At 66.4% G+C, this 15,772-nt stretch carries 17 protein-coding genes; 2 read left to right on the top strand and 15 right to left on the bottom strand.

What is annotated here, in order from left to right; all coding sequences use genetic code 11:
• Window positions 1-50 precede the first annotated feature (50 nt).
• From VARPA_RS16445 to lexA, 9 genes are all read right to left on the bottom strand, one after another.
• The gene (locus VARPA_RS16445; RefSeq protein WP_013541712.1) at window positions 51-1,322 is read right to left on the bottom strand and encodes an acyl-CoA dehydrogenase family protein; all 1,272 of its coding nucleotides are present in this window, start codon (window positions 1,320-1,322) and stop codon (window positions 51-53) included.
• 34 nt (window positions 1,323-1,356) lie between these two features.
• Window positions 1,357-2,463 carry a phosphotransferase gene (locus VARPA_RS16440; protein WP_013541711.1) on the bottom strand — a complete coding sequence of 369 codons (1,107 nt, stop codon included), beginning with the start codon at window positions 2,461-2,463 and terminating at the stop codon, window positions 1,357-1,359.
• A 1-nt stretch (window position 2,464) separates the two neighbouring features.
• Complete coding sequence (locus VARPA_RS16435; protein ID WP_013541710.1) at window positions 2,465-3,184, bottom strand: Crp/Fnr family transcriptional regulator; 720 nt, start codon at window positions 3,182-3,184, stop codon at window positions 2,465-2,467.
• Window positions 3,185-3,244: 60 nt separating this feature from the next.
• The gene (locus VARPA_RS16430) at window positions 3,245-4,024 is read right to left on the bottom strand and encodes an oxepin-CoA hydrolase, alternative type (protein WP_013541709.1); all 780 of its coding nucleotides are present in this window, start codon (window positions 4,022-4,024) and stop codon (window positions 3,245-3,247) included.
• A 38-nt stretch (window positions 4,025-4,062) separates the two neighbouring features.
• Window positions 4,063-5,583 carry a 3-hydroxyacyl-CoA dehydrogenase gene (locus VARPA_RS16425; protein WP_013541708.1) on the bottom strand — a complete coding sequence of 507 codons (1,521 nt, stop codon included), beginning with the start codon at window positions 5,581-5,583 and terminating at the stop codon, window positions 4,063-4,065.
• Between the two features lie 145 nt (window positions 5,584-5,728).
• Window positions 5,729-6,886, bottom strand: a complete 1,158-nt coding sequence (locus VARPA_RS16420; protein ID WP_013541707.1) for an MFS transporter — start codon at window positions 6,884-6,886, stop codon at window positions 5,729-5,731.
• Between the two features lie 60 nt (window positions 6,887-6,946).
• On the bottom strand, window positions 6,947-7,954 hold the full coding sequence (locus VARPA_RS16415; RefSeq protein ID WP_013541706.1) for a D-2-hydroxyacid dehydrogenase family protein: 1,008 nt from the start codon (window positions 7,952-7,954) through the stop codon (window positions 6,947-6,949).
• A 99-nt stretch (window positions 7,955-8,053) separates the two neighbouring features.
• The gene (locus tag VARPA_RS16410) at window positions 8,054-8,410 is read right to left on the bottom strand and encodes a hypothetical protein (protein ID WP_013541705.1); all 357 of its coding nucleotides are present in this window, start codon (window positions 8,408-8,410) and stop codon (window positions 8,054-8,056) included.
• A 137-nt stretch (window positions 8,411-8,547) separates the two neighbouring features.
• Window positions 8,548-9,231: a transcriptional repressor LexA gene (gene lexA, locus VARPA_RS16405; RefSeq protein WP_013541704.1), complete on the bottom strand. Its 684-nt coding sequence runs from the start codon at window positions 9,229-9,231 to the stop codon at window positions 8,548-8,550.
• A 73-nt stretch (window positions 9,232-9,304) separates the two neighbouring features.
• Here lexA and VARPA_RS16400 point away from each other — a divergent pair, with 73 nt between their 5' ends.
• Window positions 9,305-10,267: an asparaginase gene (locus tag VARPA_RS16400; RefSeq protein WP_013541703.1), complete on the top strand. Its 963-nt coding sequence runs from the start codon at window positions 9,305-9,307 to the stop codon at window positions 10,265-10,267.
• Between the two features lie 29 nt (window positions 10,268-10,296).
• Here the strand turns inward: VARPA_RS16400 and adk are convergent, their stop codons facing one another.
• The 6 genes from adk to VARPA_RS16370 form a co-directional block, all read right to left on the bottom strand.
• Window positions 10,297-10,953, bottom strand: a complete 657-nt coding sequence (adk, locus tag VARPA_RS16395) for an adenylate kinase (RefSeq protein ID WP_013541702.1) — start codon at window positions 10,951-10,953, stop codon at window positions 10,297-10,299.
• A 124-nt stretch (window positions 10,954-11,077) separates the two neighbouring features.
• Window positions 11,078-11,851: a 3-deoxy-manno-octulosonate cytidylyltransferase gene (gene kdsB, locus VARPA_RS16390; RefSeq protein ID WP_041943710.1), complete on the bottom strand. Its 774-nt coding sequence runs from the start codon at window positions 11,849-11,851 to the stop codon at window positions 11,078-11,080.
• An 8-nt stretch (window positions 11,852-11,859) separates the two neighbouring features.
• Complete coding sequence (locus tag VARPA_RS16385; RefSeq protein WP_013541700.1) at window positions 11,860-12,042, bottom strand: Trm112 family protein; 183 nt, start codon at window positions 12,040-12,042, stop codon at window positions 11,860-11,862.
• Window positions 12,023-13,054, bottom strand: coding sequence for a tetraacyldisaccharide 4'-kinase (gene lpxK / locus VARPA_RS16380; protein ID WP_041942933.1), 1,032 nt, complete (start codon window positions 13,052-13,054; stop codon window positions 12,023-12,025). Before lpxK ends, VARPA_RS16385 begins: the two co-directional genes overlap by 20 nt.
• Window positions 13,055-13,480, bottom strand: a complete 426-nt coding sequence (locus tag VARPA_RS16375; protein WP_041943708.1) for an ExbD/TolR family protein — start codon at window positions 13,478-13,480, stop codon at window positions 13,055-13,057.
• An 11-nt stretch (window positions 13,481-13,491) separates the two neighbouring features.
• Window positions 13,492-14,124 carry a MotA/TolQ/ExbB proton channel family protein gene (locus VARPA_RS16370; protein ID WP_013541697.1) on the bottom strand — a complete coding sequence of 211 codons (633 nt, stop codon included), beginning with the start codon at window positions 14,122-14,124 and terminating at the stop codon, window positions 13,492-13,494.
• A gap of 313 nt (window positions 14,125-14,437) precedes the next feature.
• On the opposite strand from VARPA_RS16370, the gene xseA reads away from it, so the two are divergent.
• On the top strand, window positions 14,438-15,766 hold the full coding sequence (xseA, locus tag VARPA_RS16365) for an exodeoxyribonuclease VII large subunit (RefSeq protein WP_049794522.1): 1,329 nt from the start codon (window positions 14,438-14,440) through the stop codon (window positions 15,764-15,766).
• Window positions 15,767-15,772 lie beyond the last annotated feature (6 nt).

Here is a 15,772-nt window from a genome sequence, read left to right as displayed (position 1 = left end):
GGCCCTTACCCAACCCCCTCCCCGAGGGGAAAGGGCGCAAGACAACAGAATCAGAAGCGCGTGACGGGCGCCTCGGCGTCGGTCTTGCTGGGCGCGTACTTGCCCAGTTCCCACTTCGCGATCGCATTGCGGTGCACTTCGTCCGGGCCGTCCGCAAAGCGCAGCGTGCGCGCGCCGGCATAGGCGTAGGCGAGGGGGAAGTCGTCGCACATGCCGCCGCCGCCGTGGACCTGCATGGCCCAGTCGATCACCTGGCAGGCCATGCTCGGCGCGACCACCTTGATCATCGCGATCTCGTTCTTGGCGACCTTGTTGCCCGCCACGTCCATGAGCCATGCGGCCTTCAGCGTGAGCAGGCGGGCCATGTCGATCTTGCAGCGCGCTTCGGCGATGCGTTCCTGCGTCACGGTCTGCGACGCGACGGTCTTGCCGAAGGCGACGCGCGAGGAGGCGCGCTTGCACATCAGCTCGAGCGCGCGCTCGGCCAAGCCGATCAGGCGCATGCAGTGGTGGATGCGTCCCGGGCCAAGGCGGCCTTGGGCGATTTCGAAACCGCGGCCTTCGCCAAGCAGGATGTTGTCGACAGGCACGCGCACGTTCTCGAAATACATCTCGACGTGGCCGTGCGGCGCGTCGTCGTAACCCATCACGTTGAGCGGGCGCACGATGCGGATGCCCTTGGCATCGGCCGGCACGATCACCATGCTCTGCTGCGAGTGGCGCGGTGCGTCCGGATCGCTCTTGCCCATGGTGATGAAGACGGCGCAGCGCGGATCGGCCGCGCCCGAAATCCACCACTTGTGGCCGTTGATCACGTACTCGTCGCCCTGGCGTTCGATGCGGGTCGAGATGTTGGTGGCGTCGCTCGATGCCACGTCGGGCTCGGTCATCGCGAAGGCCGAGCGGATCTGACCTTCGAGCAGCGGCTTGAGCCAGCGCGCCTTGATCTCTTCCGAGCCGTAGCGGGCGATGGTTTCCATGTTGCCGGTGTCAGGCGCCGAGCAGTTGAAGGCTTCGCTTGCCCAAGGCACCGCACCCATGATTTCGGCCAGCGGCGCGTATTCCTGGTTCGTGAGGCCGGCACCTGCGTAGCCGGAGGCCGAGGCGCTGTCGACCGGAAGGAAGAGGTTCCACAGGCCCTGGGCCTTGGCTTTTTCCTTGACCTTTTCCACCGTCTTCAATGCGGTCCAGCGCTTGCCGGCCGCCGTGTTCGCAGCCAGCTCGGCGCTGTACTCGGCCTCTGCCGGGTAGATGTTTTCATCCATGAACGCCTTGACGCGCTTCTGCAGTTCCTTGGTCTTGGCCGAATATTCGAAATCCATGTCGTCTCCTGGTGGGTTTTTGGGGGAGGGCCGGTTACGCCTTTTGGGCGAACTGCCAGGCCATCTCGGCCATCGGCCGCGCGCCGCGGGCCGATGCCACGGCTTGCTCGCTCGATGCGGTACCGGCCTCGACCCGCTTCGCAATGCCTTGAAGAATCGCGGCCATGCGGAACAGGTTGTAGGCCTGATAGAAGTTCCAGTCGGGCGCCAGCGCCTCGGGTGTGCTGATGCGCGTGCGCTCGCAATAACGGCGGATGTATTCGCTCTCGGTGGGAATGCCCAGCGCCGCGACATCTACGCCGCCTATGCCGCGGCCGGTGGTGGGCGGCATGTGCCACGACATGCAGTGGTAGCTGAAGTCCGCCAGCGGATGGCCCAGCGTGGAGAGCTCCCAGTCGAGCACCGCGATGATCCGCGCCTCGGTGGGGTGGAACATCACGTTATCCAGGCGGTAGTCGCCGTGCACGATGGAAACCTTGCTCTCGTCGCGCGCGCTCGCCGGCATGTGGGCGGGGAACCAGTCGATGAGGCGCTCCATCGCCTCGATCGGCTGCGACAGTTCGCCCGCGCCATCGGTCGAGGCCTTGTACTGCTTGCTCCAGCGGCCGATCTGGCGCTCGAAGTAATTGCCGGGCTTGCCGTAGTCGGCCAGGCCCCGGGCGGCGAAGTCGACCGTGTGCAGCGCCGCAATGACGCGGTTCATCTCGTCGTAGTAGGCCGCGCGTTCGGCGTTGCTGAAGCCGGGCAGCGACTGGTCCCAGAGCACGCGGCCCTGCATGAACTCCATCACGTAGAAGGCGCGGCCGATGACGGACTCGTCCTCGCAGAGGCAGTGCATGCGCGGCACGGGCACGTCGGTGCCTTGCAGGCCACTCATGACCTTGAACTCGCGCTCCACCGCATGGGCGGAGGGCAGCAGCTTGGCAACCGGGCCGGGCTTGGCGCGCATCACGTAGCTTTGCGTGGGCGTGACGAGCTTGTAGGTCGGGTTCGACTGCCCGCCCTTGAACATCTCCACCGTCAACGGACCCTTGAAACCCTCGAGGTTCTTCTCGAGCCAGGCGGCGAGCACCTCGATGTCGAAGGCGTGCTGCTGCGACACCGCGCGGGTGCCGACGAAGTTGGAGAAGTCCTGGCTCATGTCAGATATCCGCTTCGGAAATGCGCCGCAGCGCCGCACGGTCGAGGACCACCAGGCCGCCCGGCTCGATCCGGATGCTGCCCTCGCGTTCCATGGTCTTGAGTTCCTGGTTCACGCGCTGGCGCGATGCACCGAGCAGTTGCGCCAGCTCTTCCTGCGCCAGTTGCAGGCCGATGCGCATCTGGCTGCCATCGTCCAGGTTGGGCACGCCGTAGCTGCGCACGAGGTGAATCAGTTGCTTGGCAAGGCGTGCGCGCAAGGGCAGGGTGTTGAGGTCTTCCACCAGCCCGAACAGCGTGCGGATGCGGCGCGCCTGCAGCCGCATGAGCGCTTCGTACAACTCCACGTGCGCGGCAAGAATCTTCTGGAAGTCGGCTCGCGCCACGCAAAGGATGGTGCTGTCCCCATGCGCATAGGCGTCGTGCGTGCGCCGGTCCCCGTCGAACATCGCCACGTCGCCGAACCAGATGCCCGGCTCCACGTAGGTCAGTGTCACCTGCTTGCCCGAGACGGCCGTCGAGCTGACCCGCACCGCGCCCCTGGCGCAGGCAATCCAGTGTTCTGGTGGGTCGCCGCGTGCGGCGATCAGGTCGCCGTCCTTGTAGCGTTTGACGAAAGCGCATCGGAGGATGTCGTGCCGTAGCGATGGAGATAGGGAAGAAAACCAGCGACCACTGTTGATCGCTTCACGTTCTTCGATGGTAAGAATGGGGTCGTCCATTGGTTGTCCTCTCGGCGACTGAAAAGCTGGTGGGTGTCACGGGAGCGACGCCGCGAGGCGCTACTCGTACTGCGGTGGTTTCTTGTCGAGGAACGCGGCGATGCCGATGCCCGCGTTCGCATGGTGCAGGTTGCGCACGAAGTGATCGCGCTCCTGCGAGAGCTGCGCGGCCAGCGTGGCGCCGCGTGCTTCGCTCAGCAGCTCCTTGATGCTGGCGAGCGAGTTGGGCGCGCGGGCGTTGAGCTTTTTCGCGAGCGCCAGGGCGCCCGCGAGCGCCTGTCCGCTTTCGGTGAGTTCGTTCACGAGGCCGGCCGCATGCAGGCGCGGCGCGGCGATGCGTTCGCCGTTCATGAGCCATTCGCTGGCGAGCTGGCGCGGCAGTTGTTGCCCCAGGTGCCAGCTCAGGCCGCCATCGGGCGACAGCGCCACGTTGCTGTACGAGGCCGCGAACACCGCGTCGCGCGCCGCCACGACGAAGTCGCAGGCCAGGGCGAGCGAGAAGCCCGCGCCGGCCGCGGCGCCTTCGACGGCCGCTACGATCGGCTTCGGAAAGGTGCGGATCGAATCGATCCAGTTGTGCAGCCCTTCGATGCTCTCTGCCTGCACCGAGCGGTCGAGTTCGCGGTTGGCCAACAGGCGCTGCAACGAGCCGCCGGCGCAGAACCATGCGCCTTCGCCCACGATGACCACGCTGCGGATCTCGCTGCTGCTCTCGGCGCCGTTGAGCGCCTCGATGCCCGCGGCGTAGATCTCGGGGCCCAGTGCGTTGCGCTGGGTCGGGTTGGAGATGGTCAGCACCATGGTGCTGCCTTCGCTCGTGCTCTTGAGTTCGGCGGTCATCGCTGTGTCGCGTTTCCAGTCGGTTGGTGGTTTGCTATTTATTCTTCTTCGTGCAGCAGGCTCAGGCCCAGCGCGCCGCGGCGGCGCAGCCACGGGCTCGGGCGATAGCGCGGGTCGCCGTAGACGGTCTGCAGGTTGAACAGCACTTCGAGCATGTTGGTCGGGCCGTAGAGGTTGCCTATCGCGAGCGGACCGCGCGGGTAGCCCAGGCCCAGCTGCACCGCGGTCTCCAGGTCGGCCGGCGAGCACACGCGCTGCTGGCACATGTCGGTGGCGATGTTGACGATGGTGCCGATCACGCGCTGCGTGACGAAGCCGCCGCTGTCGCGGATCACGCTCACCGCCTTGCCGTCGCGCGCGAAGAGGGCGTGCGCGGCATCGCGGATGTCGCGGCGGGTGGCTGGGTTGGTGGCGAGCACGCGGCGCTTGGTAGCGGCGTCGTCGATCAGCATGTCGATGCCGACGGTGCGCGTGGCGTCCAGGCGCTCGACGGCCGCGACCGTCGTCACGTCGAAGCCCAGCGGGGCCACGAGGATCAGCGAATGCGGCGCGGCGGTGGCGCCGCTGTCGATCTGCGCGCCCAGCGTGTTGATCAGGCGCAGCAGTTCGGCACGGCGCGCGGCGCGGGGCGAGACCCAGACCGCAGGCGTACCTTCGATCACTGGTGCCGGGGCCTCGGGCGTCTGCTGCATCACGCCGTCGGTGTAGCGGTAGAAGCCTTCGCCGGTCTTGCGGCCGAGTGCGCCGGCGGCCAGGCGCTGCGCAGTGATCACGCTCGGACGGAAGCGCGGCTCCTCGAAGTACTGGTGGTAGATCGATTCCATCACCGGGTGCGACACGTCAAGCGCCGTCAGATCCAGCAGCTCGAACGGGCCGAGGCGGAAACCGGCCTGGTCCTTCAGGATGCGGTCGATGGTCACGAAGTCGGTCACGCCTTCGCCGACGATGCGCAGCGCCTCGGTGCCGTAGCCGCGGCCCGCGTGATTGACGATGAAGCCGGGCGTGTCCTGTGCCTGCACCGCGCTGTGGCCCATCTGCACCGCGTAGCCGGCCAGTTGCTTGCAGACCTCGGGCGCGGTCTTGAAGCCCGCCACCACCTCGACCACCTTCATCAGCGGCACGGGGTTGAAGAAGTGAAAGCCTGCGAAGCGCTCGGGATGCGCGAGCCCGGCCGCGATGGCCGTCACGGAGAGCGAAGAGGTGTTGGTCACCAGCGTGGCCGTCGGAGCCACTACGGCCTCGATTTCGCGGAAGAGCTTGCGCTTGACTTCGAGGTCTTCGATCACGGCCTCGATCACGAGGTCGCAGCCAGCCAGCGCCTGGATCGAATCGACGGCCTTTACGCGTGCGATCTGCGCATCGCGCGCTGCGGCGTCGAGCTTGCCCTTTTCATGCAGCTTGTTCCATTGGGCGATGAGGGCTTCGCGTCCGCGTTCGGCGGCGCCTGCAAAGCTGTCGAGCAGCAGCACTTCGCTGCCGGCCTGCGCGGCGATCTGCGCGATGCCGCGACCCATGGCGCCCGCGCCGATGAGCCCGATCCGTTGGTAGTTCACTGTCATTTGATGGAGATTTTCGCTGGTTGAGTGGTGTGAGGGCCTGACGCGCAGGTGCTGGCCGGAAAGCGGCTGGCGAGCGTCGGCAGACTCCGATTTTGCAATCCCGCGCGGGCGATGCGTCCCGGGTCTTACGCGGGCCTCGTGTTTTTCAGGCCGCGCGGCGGCTGCGGTCGATGGTTACGCTGAGGCCAAGGGCAAGCAGCAGCAGCGCTAGGCCGACCCGGCTCATCCATGGCGCCGCGTCGTTCGCCAGCAGCCAGCCGCCGAGCGCCGCGCCGACGGCTTGGCCGATGTAGATGCCCGAGCTGTTGAGCGCCACGGAGCCGGGCGCGAGCGCGGGCGCCAGCCCTACGAGCCGCGCCTGCTGCGCCGAGTTGGTGGCGAAGCAGCCGATGCCCCAGGGCACGATCACCACCGCGAGCCAGGCGAGCGTGCTGGCGAATGGCCAGAGCAGCAGGCTCAGCGCGATCAGCGAGGACGTGAGCAGCACCATGCGGCCCGCGCCCACGCGGTCGATGTAGCGGCTGACCACCATGTTGCCGATCAGCCCGAAGGCACCGAACAGTGCCCACATCAGGCTCAGCGTGTTGGCGTCCGCACCGAAGCTCTGCTTGAGGATCGGCCCGAAATAGCTGAAGAGCACGAATTGCCCCGAGCCCTGCAGCGCGGTGACCGAGACGATCCCCATCAACACCGGGCTGCGCAGCACGCGCGACCACGCGGCGGCCGTGAGCGCAGTGGGCCGGATGCCGGTGGGCAGCGTGAGCCAGATCGAGGCGGCGCTGACGATGCTGAGCATCGCAATGGCCATGAAGGCCATGCGCCAGCCGAGGTGGCCGCCGATCAGCGCGCCGATGGGCAGGCCCAGCACCGAGGCCATCGACCAGCCGAGGAAGACGAAGGTGACGGCGCGGCCGCGGTGTTCCGGCGGCACTAGCATGCCGGCGCAGGCCGCGGCCTGGGGCGTGAAGATCGCCGGCGCAATCACCGTGAGCATGCGAACCGGCAAGAGCGCGGCGAAGCTCGGCATGAGCGAGGAGAGGGCGTGTCCAGCGGCGTACCAGAGCAGCGTGAGGGCCAGGAGCTGTCGGCGGTCCCAACCCGCGACCAAGGCCGCCAGGAGCGGCGCGCCGAGGCACATCACGATCGCGGCGGCGGTGATCAGCTGACCCGCTGTCGCAGCGGTGACAGCAAGCGATGTGCTGATCTCGTTGAGCGTGCCGGGCACCACCATCACGCCGGTGCCGATCACGAAATTGCCGGCGAGCAGCGCCCAGAGCGCGCCGCGGGGCGCAGGCCGGCTCATTGAATGACCTGCGCCTTCGGCTGCGGTATTCGCCTTGAGGCGGCCCGGCGGCTCATGACCTCACCGGCGAACCTGCAGCGCGCCGGGATTCACGATGTTGGTGGGATTGCCCTTGATGAAGCTCACGACGTTGTCGAAAGCCTGGCCGAAGTAGCTCTCGTAGCTGTCCTGCTCCACATAGCCGATGTGCGGCGTGCAGATGCAGTTTTCGAGGCGCAGCAAGGCGTGGCCCTGCAGCGGCGGTTCGCTCTCGAACACGTCGATGGCCGCGAGGCCTGGGCGTCCGCGATTGAGCGCGGCGAGCAGGGCATCGGCCTCGACCAGTTCGGCGCGGGAGGTGTTCACGAAGAGCGCTGTCGGCTTCATGCGCGACAGGTCTTCGAGCGTGACGAGGCCGTTGGTTTCCTCGTTGAGCCGCAGGTGCACCGACAGCACGTCGGCCGCGGCAAAGAATTCGTGGCGGTTCTGCGCGACTTGGAAGCCATCGGAGCGCGCCTTGGCGCAGCTCGCCTCGCGTCCCCAGATCACCACCTGCATACCGAAGGCCTGCCCGTAGCGCGCGACCAGTTGGCCGATGCGGCCATAGCCCCAGATGCAGAGCGTCTTGCCCTTGAGCACCGAGCCGAGTCCGAAATTGGGCGGCATCGAAGCCGACTTGAGACCCGACTGCTGCCACGCCCCGTGCTTCAAGTTGCTGATGTACTGCGGCAGACGGCGCATGGCCGCCATGATCAGCGCCCAGGTGAGTTCGGCCGGTGCCTGCGGAGAGCCCGAGCCCTCAGCCACTGCCACGCCGCGCTCGGTGCAGGCATTGACGTCGATGTGGCCGCCGACGCGGCCGGTCTGCGAAATGAGCTTGAGCTTGGGCAGCTTTTCGATGAGCTGGCGCGAGATCTGGGTGCGCTCGCGAATCAGCACGATCACGTCGGCATCTTTCAGGCGAACCGACAGTTGGCCGATGCCCTTGACCGTGTTGGTGTAGACCTTGGCCGCGTACGCGTCCAGCTTGGCGGCGCAGCGCAGCTTGCGCACGGCGTCCTGGTAATCGTCGAGGATCACAATGTTCATGGCGTGCCATTGTGCCTCGCAGCATTGGGCTGTCGCGCCGGTGAACGTTTGGATACCCACCCCGGGGCGCTTCTGGAGCGGCTCGCCGGGGGAAATGCCTCAGTGCAGGCGCGTGGAACTAGGCGCGGTTTCCGCGGCTTCGAGTGCGGCCAGTCGGTCGAGCTCCGCACAGACATCGGCCATGCGGCCCGAGATCACCATGCGGCTGCGGTCCCGGCTTTTTCCGTCGATCACGCGAACTACACGCAGCGGGCGTGCAGGCGCGGTGGCGGTTGCCGTCGGTGCCGGCGTGCCAGCGGTGCGCGTGGTACAGGCGGGGCGCACGGCCACGTAGCGCAGTCCGGCGGCGGTGTCGCTGCTGTCCCGGTGACGGGGGCGGCGGGCGGGGATAAGGCGGCTTGCAAGTGACTGCAGCGGCATCCAGAAATCAGCGATGGCGAGGAGGGCGATTCCCATGTGAACTCCAAAAAAGTCTGAGGTTGAACACAGGCAGGATTTCTTGAATCGGCCGCGACAGGGTGATGGCGACTTCGCGCCATACGCCCGCCACCTGTCGAGGCCGGATGGGTGCTGCTGCAAGCAGGCCGCGAGGCCTACATCAGCATGGTGTTGCGGATGAGGCCGACCGCGAGGCCTTCGATTTCGAAAGGTTCGCCGGGCTGCACGATGATGGTCGGGTAGTCGGGGTTCTCGGCGTGCAACTCGATCACCTGCTTGTTGCGCTTCAGGCGCTTGACGGTGACTTCGTCGCCCAGGCGCGCGACCACGATCTGGCCATTGCGCGCTTCCTTGGTGGCCTGAACGGCGAGCAGGTCGCCGTCCATGATGCCGGCGTCGCGCATCGACATGCCGCGCACCTTGAGCAGGTAATCGGGCTGGCGCTGGAACAGCGTGTTCTCGACGTAGTAGGTCTGGTCGACATGCTCTTGCGCCAGGATGGGCGAGCCTGCCGCAACACGGCCGATGAGCGGCAGCGCCAGCTGCGCCATGCCGGGCAGCGAGAGCGAGAACTGCCCGCCTTCGCGATGGCGCGTTTCGTTGAGCGAACGCAGCGCGTCGCCCTTGAGTCGAATGCCGCGCGAGGTGCCGCTGACAAGTTCGATCACGCCCTTGCGGGCCAGCGCCTGCAGGTGCTCTTCGGCGGCGTTGGCCGACTTGAACCCCAGCTCATTGGCGATTTCGGCGCGTGTGGGCGGGGCGCCAGTGCGCGCAATGGCGCTCTGGATCAAGTCGAGGATCTGCTGCTGGCGGGCGGTAAGCTTCACGGCGAACTGCATATGTGGTTCCTTGCGGCACTGGCTAGATATCCAGTACCTGTATTTTTAACCAGTTTTTGGAAGTTGACAAGTCATGGCCAATTTGCCGTTGCCCGAAGTGCGTCGCGTGGTGGTTCTGGGCACCGGGGGGACCATCGCCGGAAAGGCCTCCAGCAGCGGCGACAACATCGGCTACACCGCTGGGCAGGTCGATGTGTCGGATTTGCTGGGTGGCATCGACGCGCCTGAGGGCGTCACCCTGCTGGCGGAACAGGTGGCGCAGGTCGACAGCAAGGACATGGCCATCGACATCTGGCAGAAGCTTGCGCAGCGGTGCATGCATTGGCTGGCGCAACCTGGCGTGGCCGGCGTGGTGATCACCCACGGCACCGACACACTGGAGGAGACGGCTTTCTTCCTTCATTCGGTGTTGGCACCGGCGAAGCCCGTGGTGCTGACTTGCGCGATGCGCCCGGCCACTGCGCTTTCGCCGGATGGTCCGCAGAACGTGCGGGATGCCATCGCCGTCGCGGCGACGGCGGGCGCCCAGGGCGTGACGGCGGTATGCGCCGGCACGGTCCACAGCGGGGTGGAAGTGCAGAAGGTGCACACGTACCGCCTCGATGCCTTCGCATCCGGCGATGCAGGGCCGATTGGCTACGTGGAAGAGGGTGCAGTGCGGCGCGTGAGGGAGTGGCCGACGTCGTCGTCATCCCAAGCGTCGAAGGCACTGAGCGTATCAGGACCTTGGCCGCGGGTCGAGATCGTCATGAGCCACGCCGGTGCAAGCGGCGCAATCATCGATGCGCTTCTTCGGGAGGGCGCGGACGAACCTGTCCGCGGTCTGGTCCTAGCCACCACCGGCAATGGCACCGTGCATCACGCGTTGGAAGCTGCGGCGTTCAAGGCGCAGGACGCGGGCGTTGCGGTGCTGCGCGCGACGCGCTGTACCAATGGCCGCATCCTGCCGAAGACCGATGACCGGCTGCGTGACGCAGGCGCGCTCACACCCGTGAAGGCGCGCATCGCGCTGATGCTGGAACTGCTGGGGGATTAAATAGCCGCCCTGTCGAAGGGCGGCAGGGATCAGCTGCTCAATGCCGCCAGGGCACGTTGCGTGATTTCGTCGACTGTGCCGACGCCCTTGATCGCGCGGTACTTCGGCGCAGCGGCCGGATCGGTCTGGGCCCAGGCCGAGTAGTAGTCGACCAGCGGACGCGTCTGTTGGCTGTACACGTCGAGCCGCTTGCCCACGGTTTCTTCCTTGTCGTCCTCGCGCTGGATCAGGTCCTCGCCGGTCACGTCGTCCTTGCCTTCGATCTTGGGCGGATTGAACTTGACGTGGTAGGTGCGGCCCGATGCCGGGTGCGAGCGGCGGCCGCTCATGCGCTCGATGATGTCGCTGAAGGGCACGTCGATCTCAAGCACGTAGTCGAGCTTGACGCCCGCGGCCTTCATGGCGTCGGCCTGCGGAATGGTGCGCGGGAAACCGTCGAACAGAAAACCTTCGGCGCAATCGGGCTGGGCGATGCGCTCTTTCACGAGGTTGATGATCAGGTCGTCGCTCACCAGAGCACCTGCGTCCATGACGGCCTTGGCCTGCAGTCCGAGCGGCGTGCCGGCCTTGACGGCGGCGCGCAGCATGTCGCCGGTCGAGATTTGGGGGATGCCGTATTTCTGGCAGATGAAGGCCGCTTGCGTGCCTTTGCCCGCCCCGGGCGCGCCCAGCAAAATTAGTCTCATGGTGTCCTCGGACGGTTCTTAGATTTTGTGTCACGCCAAGCGTCGGCCCGAGGGCTGGGCGAGGCGGATTTCACGTCGAGGATAGCATGCGTCCCCATAGGGAATTCCCTCCGCGGCGCACGTCTTAGGAGGCGGACCCGGCAGCAAAGACGGCACGCACGCGCGCCAGATCCTCAGGGGTGTCGATGCCCGGCCCGGGCGCGACATGGCTCACATGCACCGCGATGCGATGCCCATGCCAGAGAGCGCGCAATTGCTCGAGTGCTTCGGTGGCTTCGACCGGCGCTGGCGGCAGCGACGGAAATTTCCGCACGAAGCCGGCGCGATAGCCATAGATGCCGATGTGGCGCAGCGGCGCAGGCAAAGGCAGCGCGGTCGGGGCAGCCCCGCCGGCAGAACCGTCGCGCCACCAGGGAATCGGCGCGCGGCTGAAGTAAAGCGCGTTGCCTTGGGCGTCAAGCACCGCTTTCACCACGTTCGGGTTCATGAAGTCGCTGATCGAGTCGATCTCGTGGGCCGCGGTACTCATCGCGGCCTCGGGATGAAGGGCCAGCGCCGCCGCCACGGCATCGATCAGCTCGGGGTCGATGAGCGGCTCGTCGCCTTGTACGTTGACGACGATCTCGTCGCCATCGAGGCCCAGTTGCTCGCACGCTTCAGCCAGCCGGTCGGTGCCGCTCGGATGGTCCTGGCGAGTGAGGATGGCTTCGACGCCGTGCGCCTTGCAGGCCGAAACGATGGACGCATCGTCTCCGGCCACAACAACGCGCGATGCGCCGGACTGGCTCGCGCGTTGCGCGACACGCACCACCATCGGCAGACCCGCGATATCGGCCAGTGGTTTGTTGGGCAGCCGCGTGGAGGCGAGGCGTGCCGGCACCAAGACGGTGAAGCGCACGGAGCCGGTCACAGACCCAGCTCTTCGTCGGACAGCGTGCGCGCCTCGTTCTCGAGCAGCACCGGGATGCCGTCGCGCACCGGGTAGGCGAGGCGGGCGCTGCGCGAGCACAGCTCCTGCTTCTCGGCGTTCCAGGTCAGGGGGCCCTTGGTCACGGGGCAGACGAGCAGTTCAAGCAGCTTGGTATCCATCGGGCGATGATAGCTTTGCGTCGAGCGCGGCGAAGAATTCCGGGGCGGGTTCGAAGTGCAGCGGCACGGCCAGCGCATCGGGCGCTTTGCGCCACAGCTTGACCGCATCTTTCTCGGTGCACAGCAGGGTGTATTCGCTGCCGGGCGGGCGCTGCCACGCGTCGAAGTCATGGTGATCGGGCAGTGCGATGGTCTCGGTAAGCGTGAGACCGCGCGCGCGCAGCATGTCGAAGAACCCTTCGGGCCGCGCGATGGCTGCCAGCGCGATCAGCGGCTTGCCCGCGAGGGTCGCGAGAGGAACACGCTTGCCGTCGCTTGCAACAGCATCCTGCGCAAGATTGCGCGTGGCGGTGTAGCCGCCGGCAAAGGCAGGCCGCTCGCCGCTATGGAGTACCAAGTCGCAGCGACGTGGCCAAGGTTCGCGTAACAGGCCCGCAGGCAGCAGCCAGCCGTTGCCGATGCCGCGGTCGTCGAACACGCAGATTTCGACATCGCGAGCGAGTGCCAGGTGCTGCAGCCCGTCGTCGCTCACGATCACTTGTGTGGCCGGATGCCGCTCCAGCAGGGCGCGCGCGGCTTCGACGCGTCGTCGCGCAACGAAAACCGGGGCACCCGTAGCGTGGCGAATCAGCGCCGGTTCGTCGCCGACATCGTGGGGATCGCTTCCTTCGAGCACTTCGCGGCAATCGTCGGTGCGTCGGCCGTACCCGCGCGACACCACGCCGACCTGAAGCCCACGAGCCTGCAGATGCCGGACGACAGCCATCACGACAGGCGTCTTGCCCGCACCGCCTGCAATCACGTTGCCAACGACGATGACAGGAACGGGCACGCGTTCTACCCGCAGCCATCCGATCCGATAGAGCCAGCCGCGCAGCGCAAAGATCGCGCCGTAGAGCAGCGACAGCGGCCACAGCAGGCAGGCCAGCAGGCCGCGGTGCAGCCAGGCGTCCTGCAGCCGCGAGGCCGATGCGCCGGACGCGCCCGTGCTACTGCGGCCCTGCAACGGCACTCAGTGCCCGGCTTGCGCCGTCGACTGTGCGGCGAAGGTGATCTGCATCAGGCCGGCGCGGCGCGCGGCTTCCATCACCGTGACCACGGCCTGGTGCGGGCTGCTTGCGTCGGCGCTGATGATCACTACGCTTTCCTTGCCGCCGGTGGCCGCGGCGCCGAGTGCTGCAGCCACGGTGCTCACGTTGCGGTCTGCAACGGCGGCCTTGTTGACCGTATAGCGGCCGTCGGCGGAGACCGTCACGATCACTTCCTTTGGATAGTCGCGTTGCGCGTCCACGTCCGCCGTCGGCAGCCGCAACTGCATCTCGGTGAACTTGCTGTAGGTGGTCGACAGCATCAGGAAGATCAGGATGACCAGCAGCACGTCGATGAACGGGATCAGGTTGATCTCCGGCTCGTCGCGCGCGCCGTGGCGAAACTGCATGCGGGCGCGGGTCATTTGCGCAGCGCGTTCAGGTGGCGTGCAAAGCGCTCACCCGAGAGTTCGAGGTTCAGCAGGTATTCGTCGACGCGGCTGCGGAAGTAGCGCCAGAAGATCAGCGTGGGAATCGCCACGATCAGACCGAACGCTGTGTTGTAGAGCGCGATCGAGATGCCGTGCGCCAGTTGAGCCGGGTTGCCCGAGCCAACCGCGCCGTTGACGGGCGACTGCGAACCGAAGATCTCGATCATGCCGATCACCGTACCCAGCAGGCCGAGCAGCGGCGCAGCGGAGGCGATGGTGGCCAACGCCGGCAGGTAGCGCTCCAGCTTGTGCGCAATGGTGCGGCCCGACGCTTCCATGGCAGCGCGAAGATCGTCTTCGGTGCAGCGCGGATTGGCGTTGAGCGCCCGAAGACCCGCAGCCAGCACCTGCCCGAGCATCGAGTTGCGTTCGAGTTTGGTGACGACGTCGGGGCCGGGAATGGCTCCGCGCGAGACAGTGATGGTTTCGTCGAGCAATTTTGGCGGAAGCACCTTCACGGTCTTCAGACTCGTGAAACGTTCTATAACCAGCGCGAGCGCAATAACCGAACAAGCGAGCAGCGGCCAAATAGGCCAACCCGCGGCAACAATGATGGAAAACAAGAAAATCCTCCGGCCCGTAGACTGCAAATGCGCGGCGATTATCCACCGAGCCCACCATCGGCATGCGGCTTGTTTGCGTGTCAGCAAGGACGCACAGATTCTGTGGATAACTTTGTGATTAACCTGCTTCGCAACTCGTCCGAACCCGCATGGATGGGCCTTTCCGCTAGATCGATTGAATTTTGAGCAGTACTTTTTTGAATGAAATCAACCACTTGCACGAGAAACCGTGCACCTGCCCCGCACGGGGGACTTGGGGCTGGGGAAGTCAGGCCTGTTGTGGAAGAGTGGCTTTCGGCCATTCGTGCGCTTTGTGAACTTGCGTGAAACGAATTCGGCGCCCGGGCCGCGCATCTGGGCTGTCGGCGCGCTGTGCCGGGCCGTGGCCGACACGCTGGACGCTCGCTTCAATCCGGTCAGCGTGCGCGGCGAGATATCGGGTTTTTCGCGCGCCTCAAGTGGACATTGTTACTTCTCGCTCAAGGACGAGTCCGGCCAGTTGCGCTGCGCGATGTTCCGTCGCGCCGCCGGATTGCTCGATTTTTCGCCTCGCGACGGTGACCAGGTGGAGGTGCGAGGACGTCTTGCCGTGTACGAGCCGCGCGGCGACCTCCAACTGGTCGTCGAAAGCCTGAGGCGTGCCGGGCAGGGCGCGCTCTTCGAGCAGTTCCTGCAGCGCAAGGCGCGCCTCGAAGCCGAGGGGCTGTTCGATCCGGCGCGCAAGCGCGCGTTGCCCACCATGCCGCGCGCGGTCGGTGTCGTCACTTCGCTCGGCGCGGCTGCGCTGCACGACGTCGTGACCGCGCTGCGACGGCGCGTGCCGCACATTCCCGTGGTTTTGGCTCCGGCAGCAGTGCAGGGCGCTAATGCGCCCGCCGAGCTGGTGCGCGCGCTGCAGTCGCTCTACACATTGGAGCCCGCCGTCGATGTGATCCTGCTGGTGCGAGGCGGTGGTTCGATCGAAGACCTGTGGGCCTTCAACGACGAGACGCTGGCGCGGACCATCGTGCAGAGCCCCGTGCCGGTGGTGAGCGGTGTCGGGCACGAAACCGACTTCACCATCGCCGACTTCTGCGCGGACCTGCGTGCGCCCACCCCCACCGCCGCGGCCGAACTCGTCAGCGCGCCGCGCGACCAGTGGCTCGGGGCGCTCGATTTGCTCAACGAGCGGCTCGGCGATGCGCTGGGCACGCGCCTCGACGTGCTCGGGCAGCGGCTCGATCAGGCCGCGGGCCGCCTCGGCCGCCCATCGAATCTGGTGGCTCGCCAGCAACTTCGCTTGGCGCACCATGCGCAGCGCCTGCACTTTGCGGTGCTGTCGAGACAAGAGCGCTTGGCGCAGGTGCCGCGGTCGATCGCGGCCGATCTTCCAGCGAAGTTCGACCGCGCACTTGTGCAGCGGCGCGAACGCCTGGAGCGCGTGGCTCTGCGCCTGCGTCTGCTCGATCCGGCACTCGTACTGCAGCGCGGCTACGCCTGGCTCACCGATGCGGATGGCCGGGCGGTCGTCAGCGCGAAAAAGCTGCATGCAGGCGATGCGGTCGTCGCAAGGCTCGCGGATGGCGAGGTTGACCTGACCGTGACGCATGGAGGGAGCAACAACGGGAACACGTCCGACGCGCTCTCGAAAATTAGTTCCTAGAATCCT

This window comes from Variovorax paradoxus EPS, from assembly GCF_000184745.1.
In the GTDB taxonomy this organism is placed as follows: domain Bacteria; phylum Pseudomonadota; class Gammaproteobacteria; order Burkholderiales; family Burkholderiaceae_C; genus Variovorax; species Variovorax paradoxus_C.
Note: the sequence above shows the minus strand (reverse complement) of the source record. Positions and strands in the feature narration are given on the sequence as shown.

Bases quoted from the DNA above. Each gene is read 5' to 3' on its own strand.
- VARPA_RS16445 (WP_013541712.1), bottom strand. From the start codon at position 1,322: ATGGATTTCGAATATTCGGCCAAGACCAAGGAACTGCAGAAGCGCGTC.
- VARPA_RS16440 (WP_013541711.1), bottom strand. From the start codon at position 2,463: ATGAGCCAGGACTTCTCCAACTTCGTCGGCACCCGCGCGGTGTCGCAG.
- VARPA_RS16435 (WP_013541710.1), bottom strand. From the start codon at position 3,184: ATGGACGACCCCATTCTTACCATCGAAGAACGTGAAGCGATCAACAGT.
- VARPA_RS16430 (WP_013541709.1), bottom strand. From the start codon at position 4,024: ATGACCGCCGAACTCAAGAGCACGAGCGAAGGCAGCACCATGGTGCTG.
- VARPA_RS16425 (WP_013541708.1), bottom strand. From the start codon at position 5,583: ATGACAGTGAACTACCAACGGATCGGGCTCATCGGCGCGGGCGCCATG.
- VARPA_RS16420 (WP_013541707.1), bottom strand. From the start codon at position 6,886: ATGAGCCGGCCTGCGCCCCGCGGCGCGCTCTGGGCGCTGCTCGCCGGC.
- VARPA_RS16415 (WP_013541706.1), bottom strand. From the start codon at position 7,954: ATGAACATTGTGATCCTCGACGATTACCAGGACGCCGTGCGCAAGCTG.
- VARPA_RS16410 (WP_013541705.1), bottom strand. From the start codon at position 8,410: ATGGGAATCGCCCTCCTCGCCATCGCTGATTTCTGGATGCCGCTGCAG.
- lexA (WP_013541704.1), bottom strand. From the start codon at position 9,231: ATGCAGTTCGCCGTGAAGCTTACCGCCCGCCAGCAGCAGATCCTCGAC.
- VARPA_RS16400 (WP_013541703.1), top strand. From the start codon at position 9,305: ATGGCCAATTTGCCGTTGCCCGAAGTGCGTCGCGTGGTGGTTCTGGGC.
- adk (WP_013541702.1), bottom strand. From the start codon at position 10,953: ATGAGACTAATTTTGCTGGGCGCGCCCGGGGCGGGCAAAGGCACGCAA.
- VARPA_RS16385 (WP_013541700.1), bottom strand. From the start codon at position 12,042: ATGGATACCAAGCTGCTTGAACTGCTCGTCTGCCCCGTGACCAAGGGC.
- VARPA_RS16375 (WP_041943708.1), bottom strand. From the start codon at position 13,480: ATGCAGTTTCGCCACGGCGCGCGCGACGAGCCGGAGATCAACCTGATC.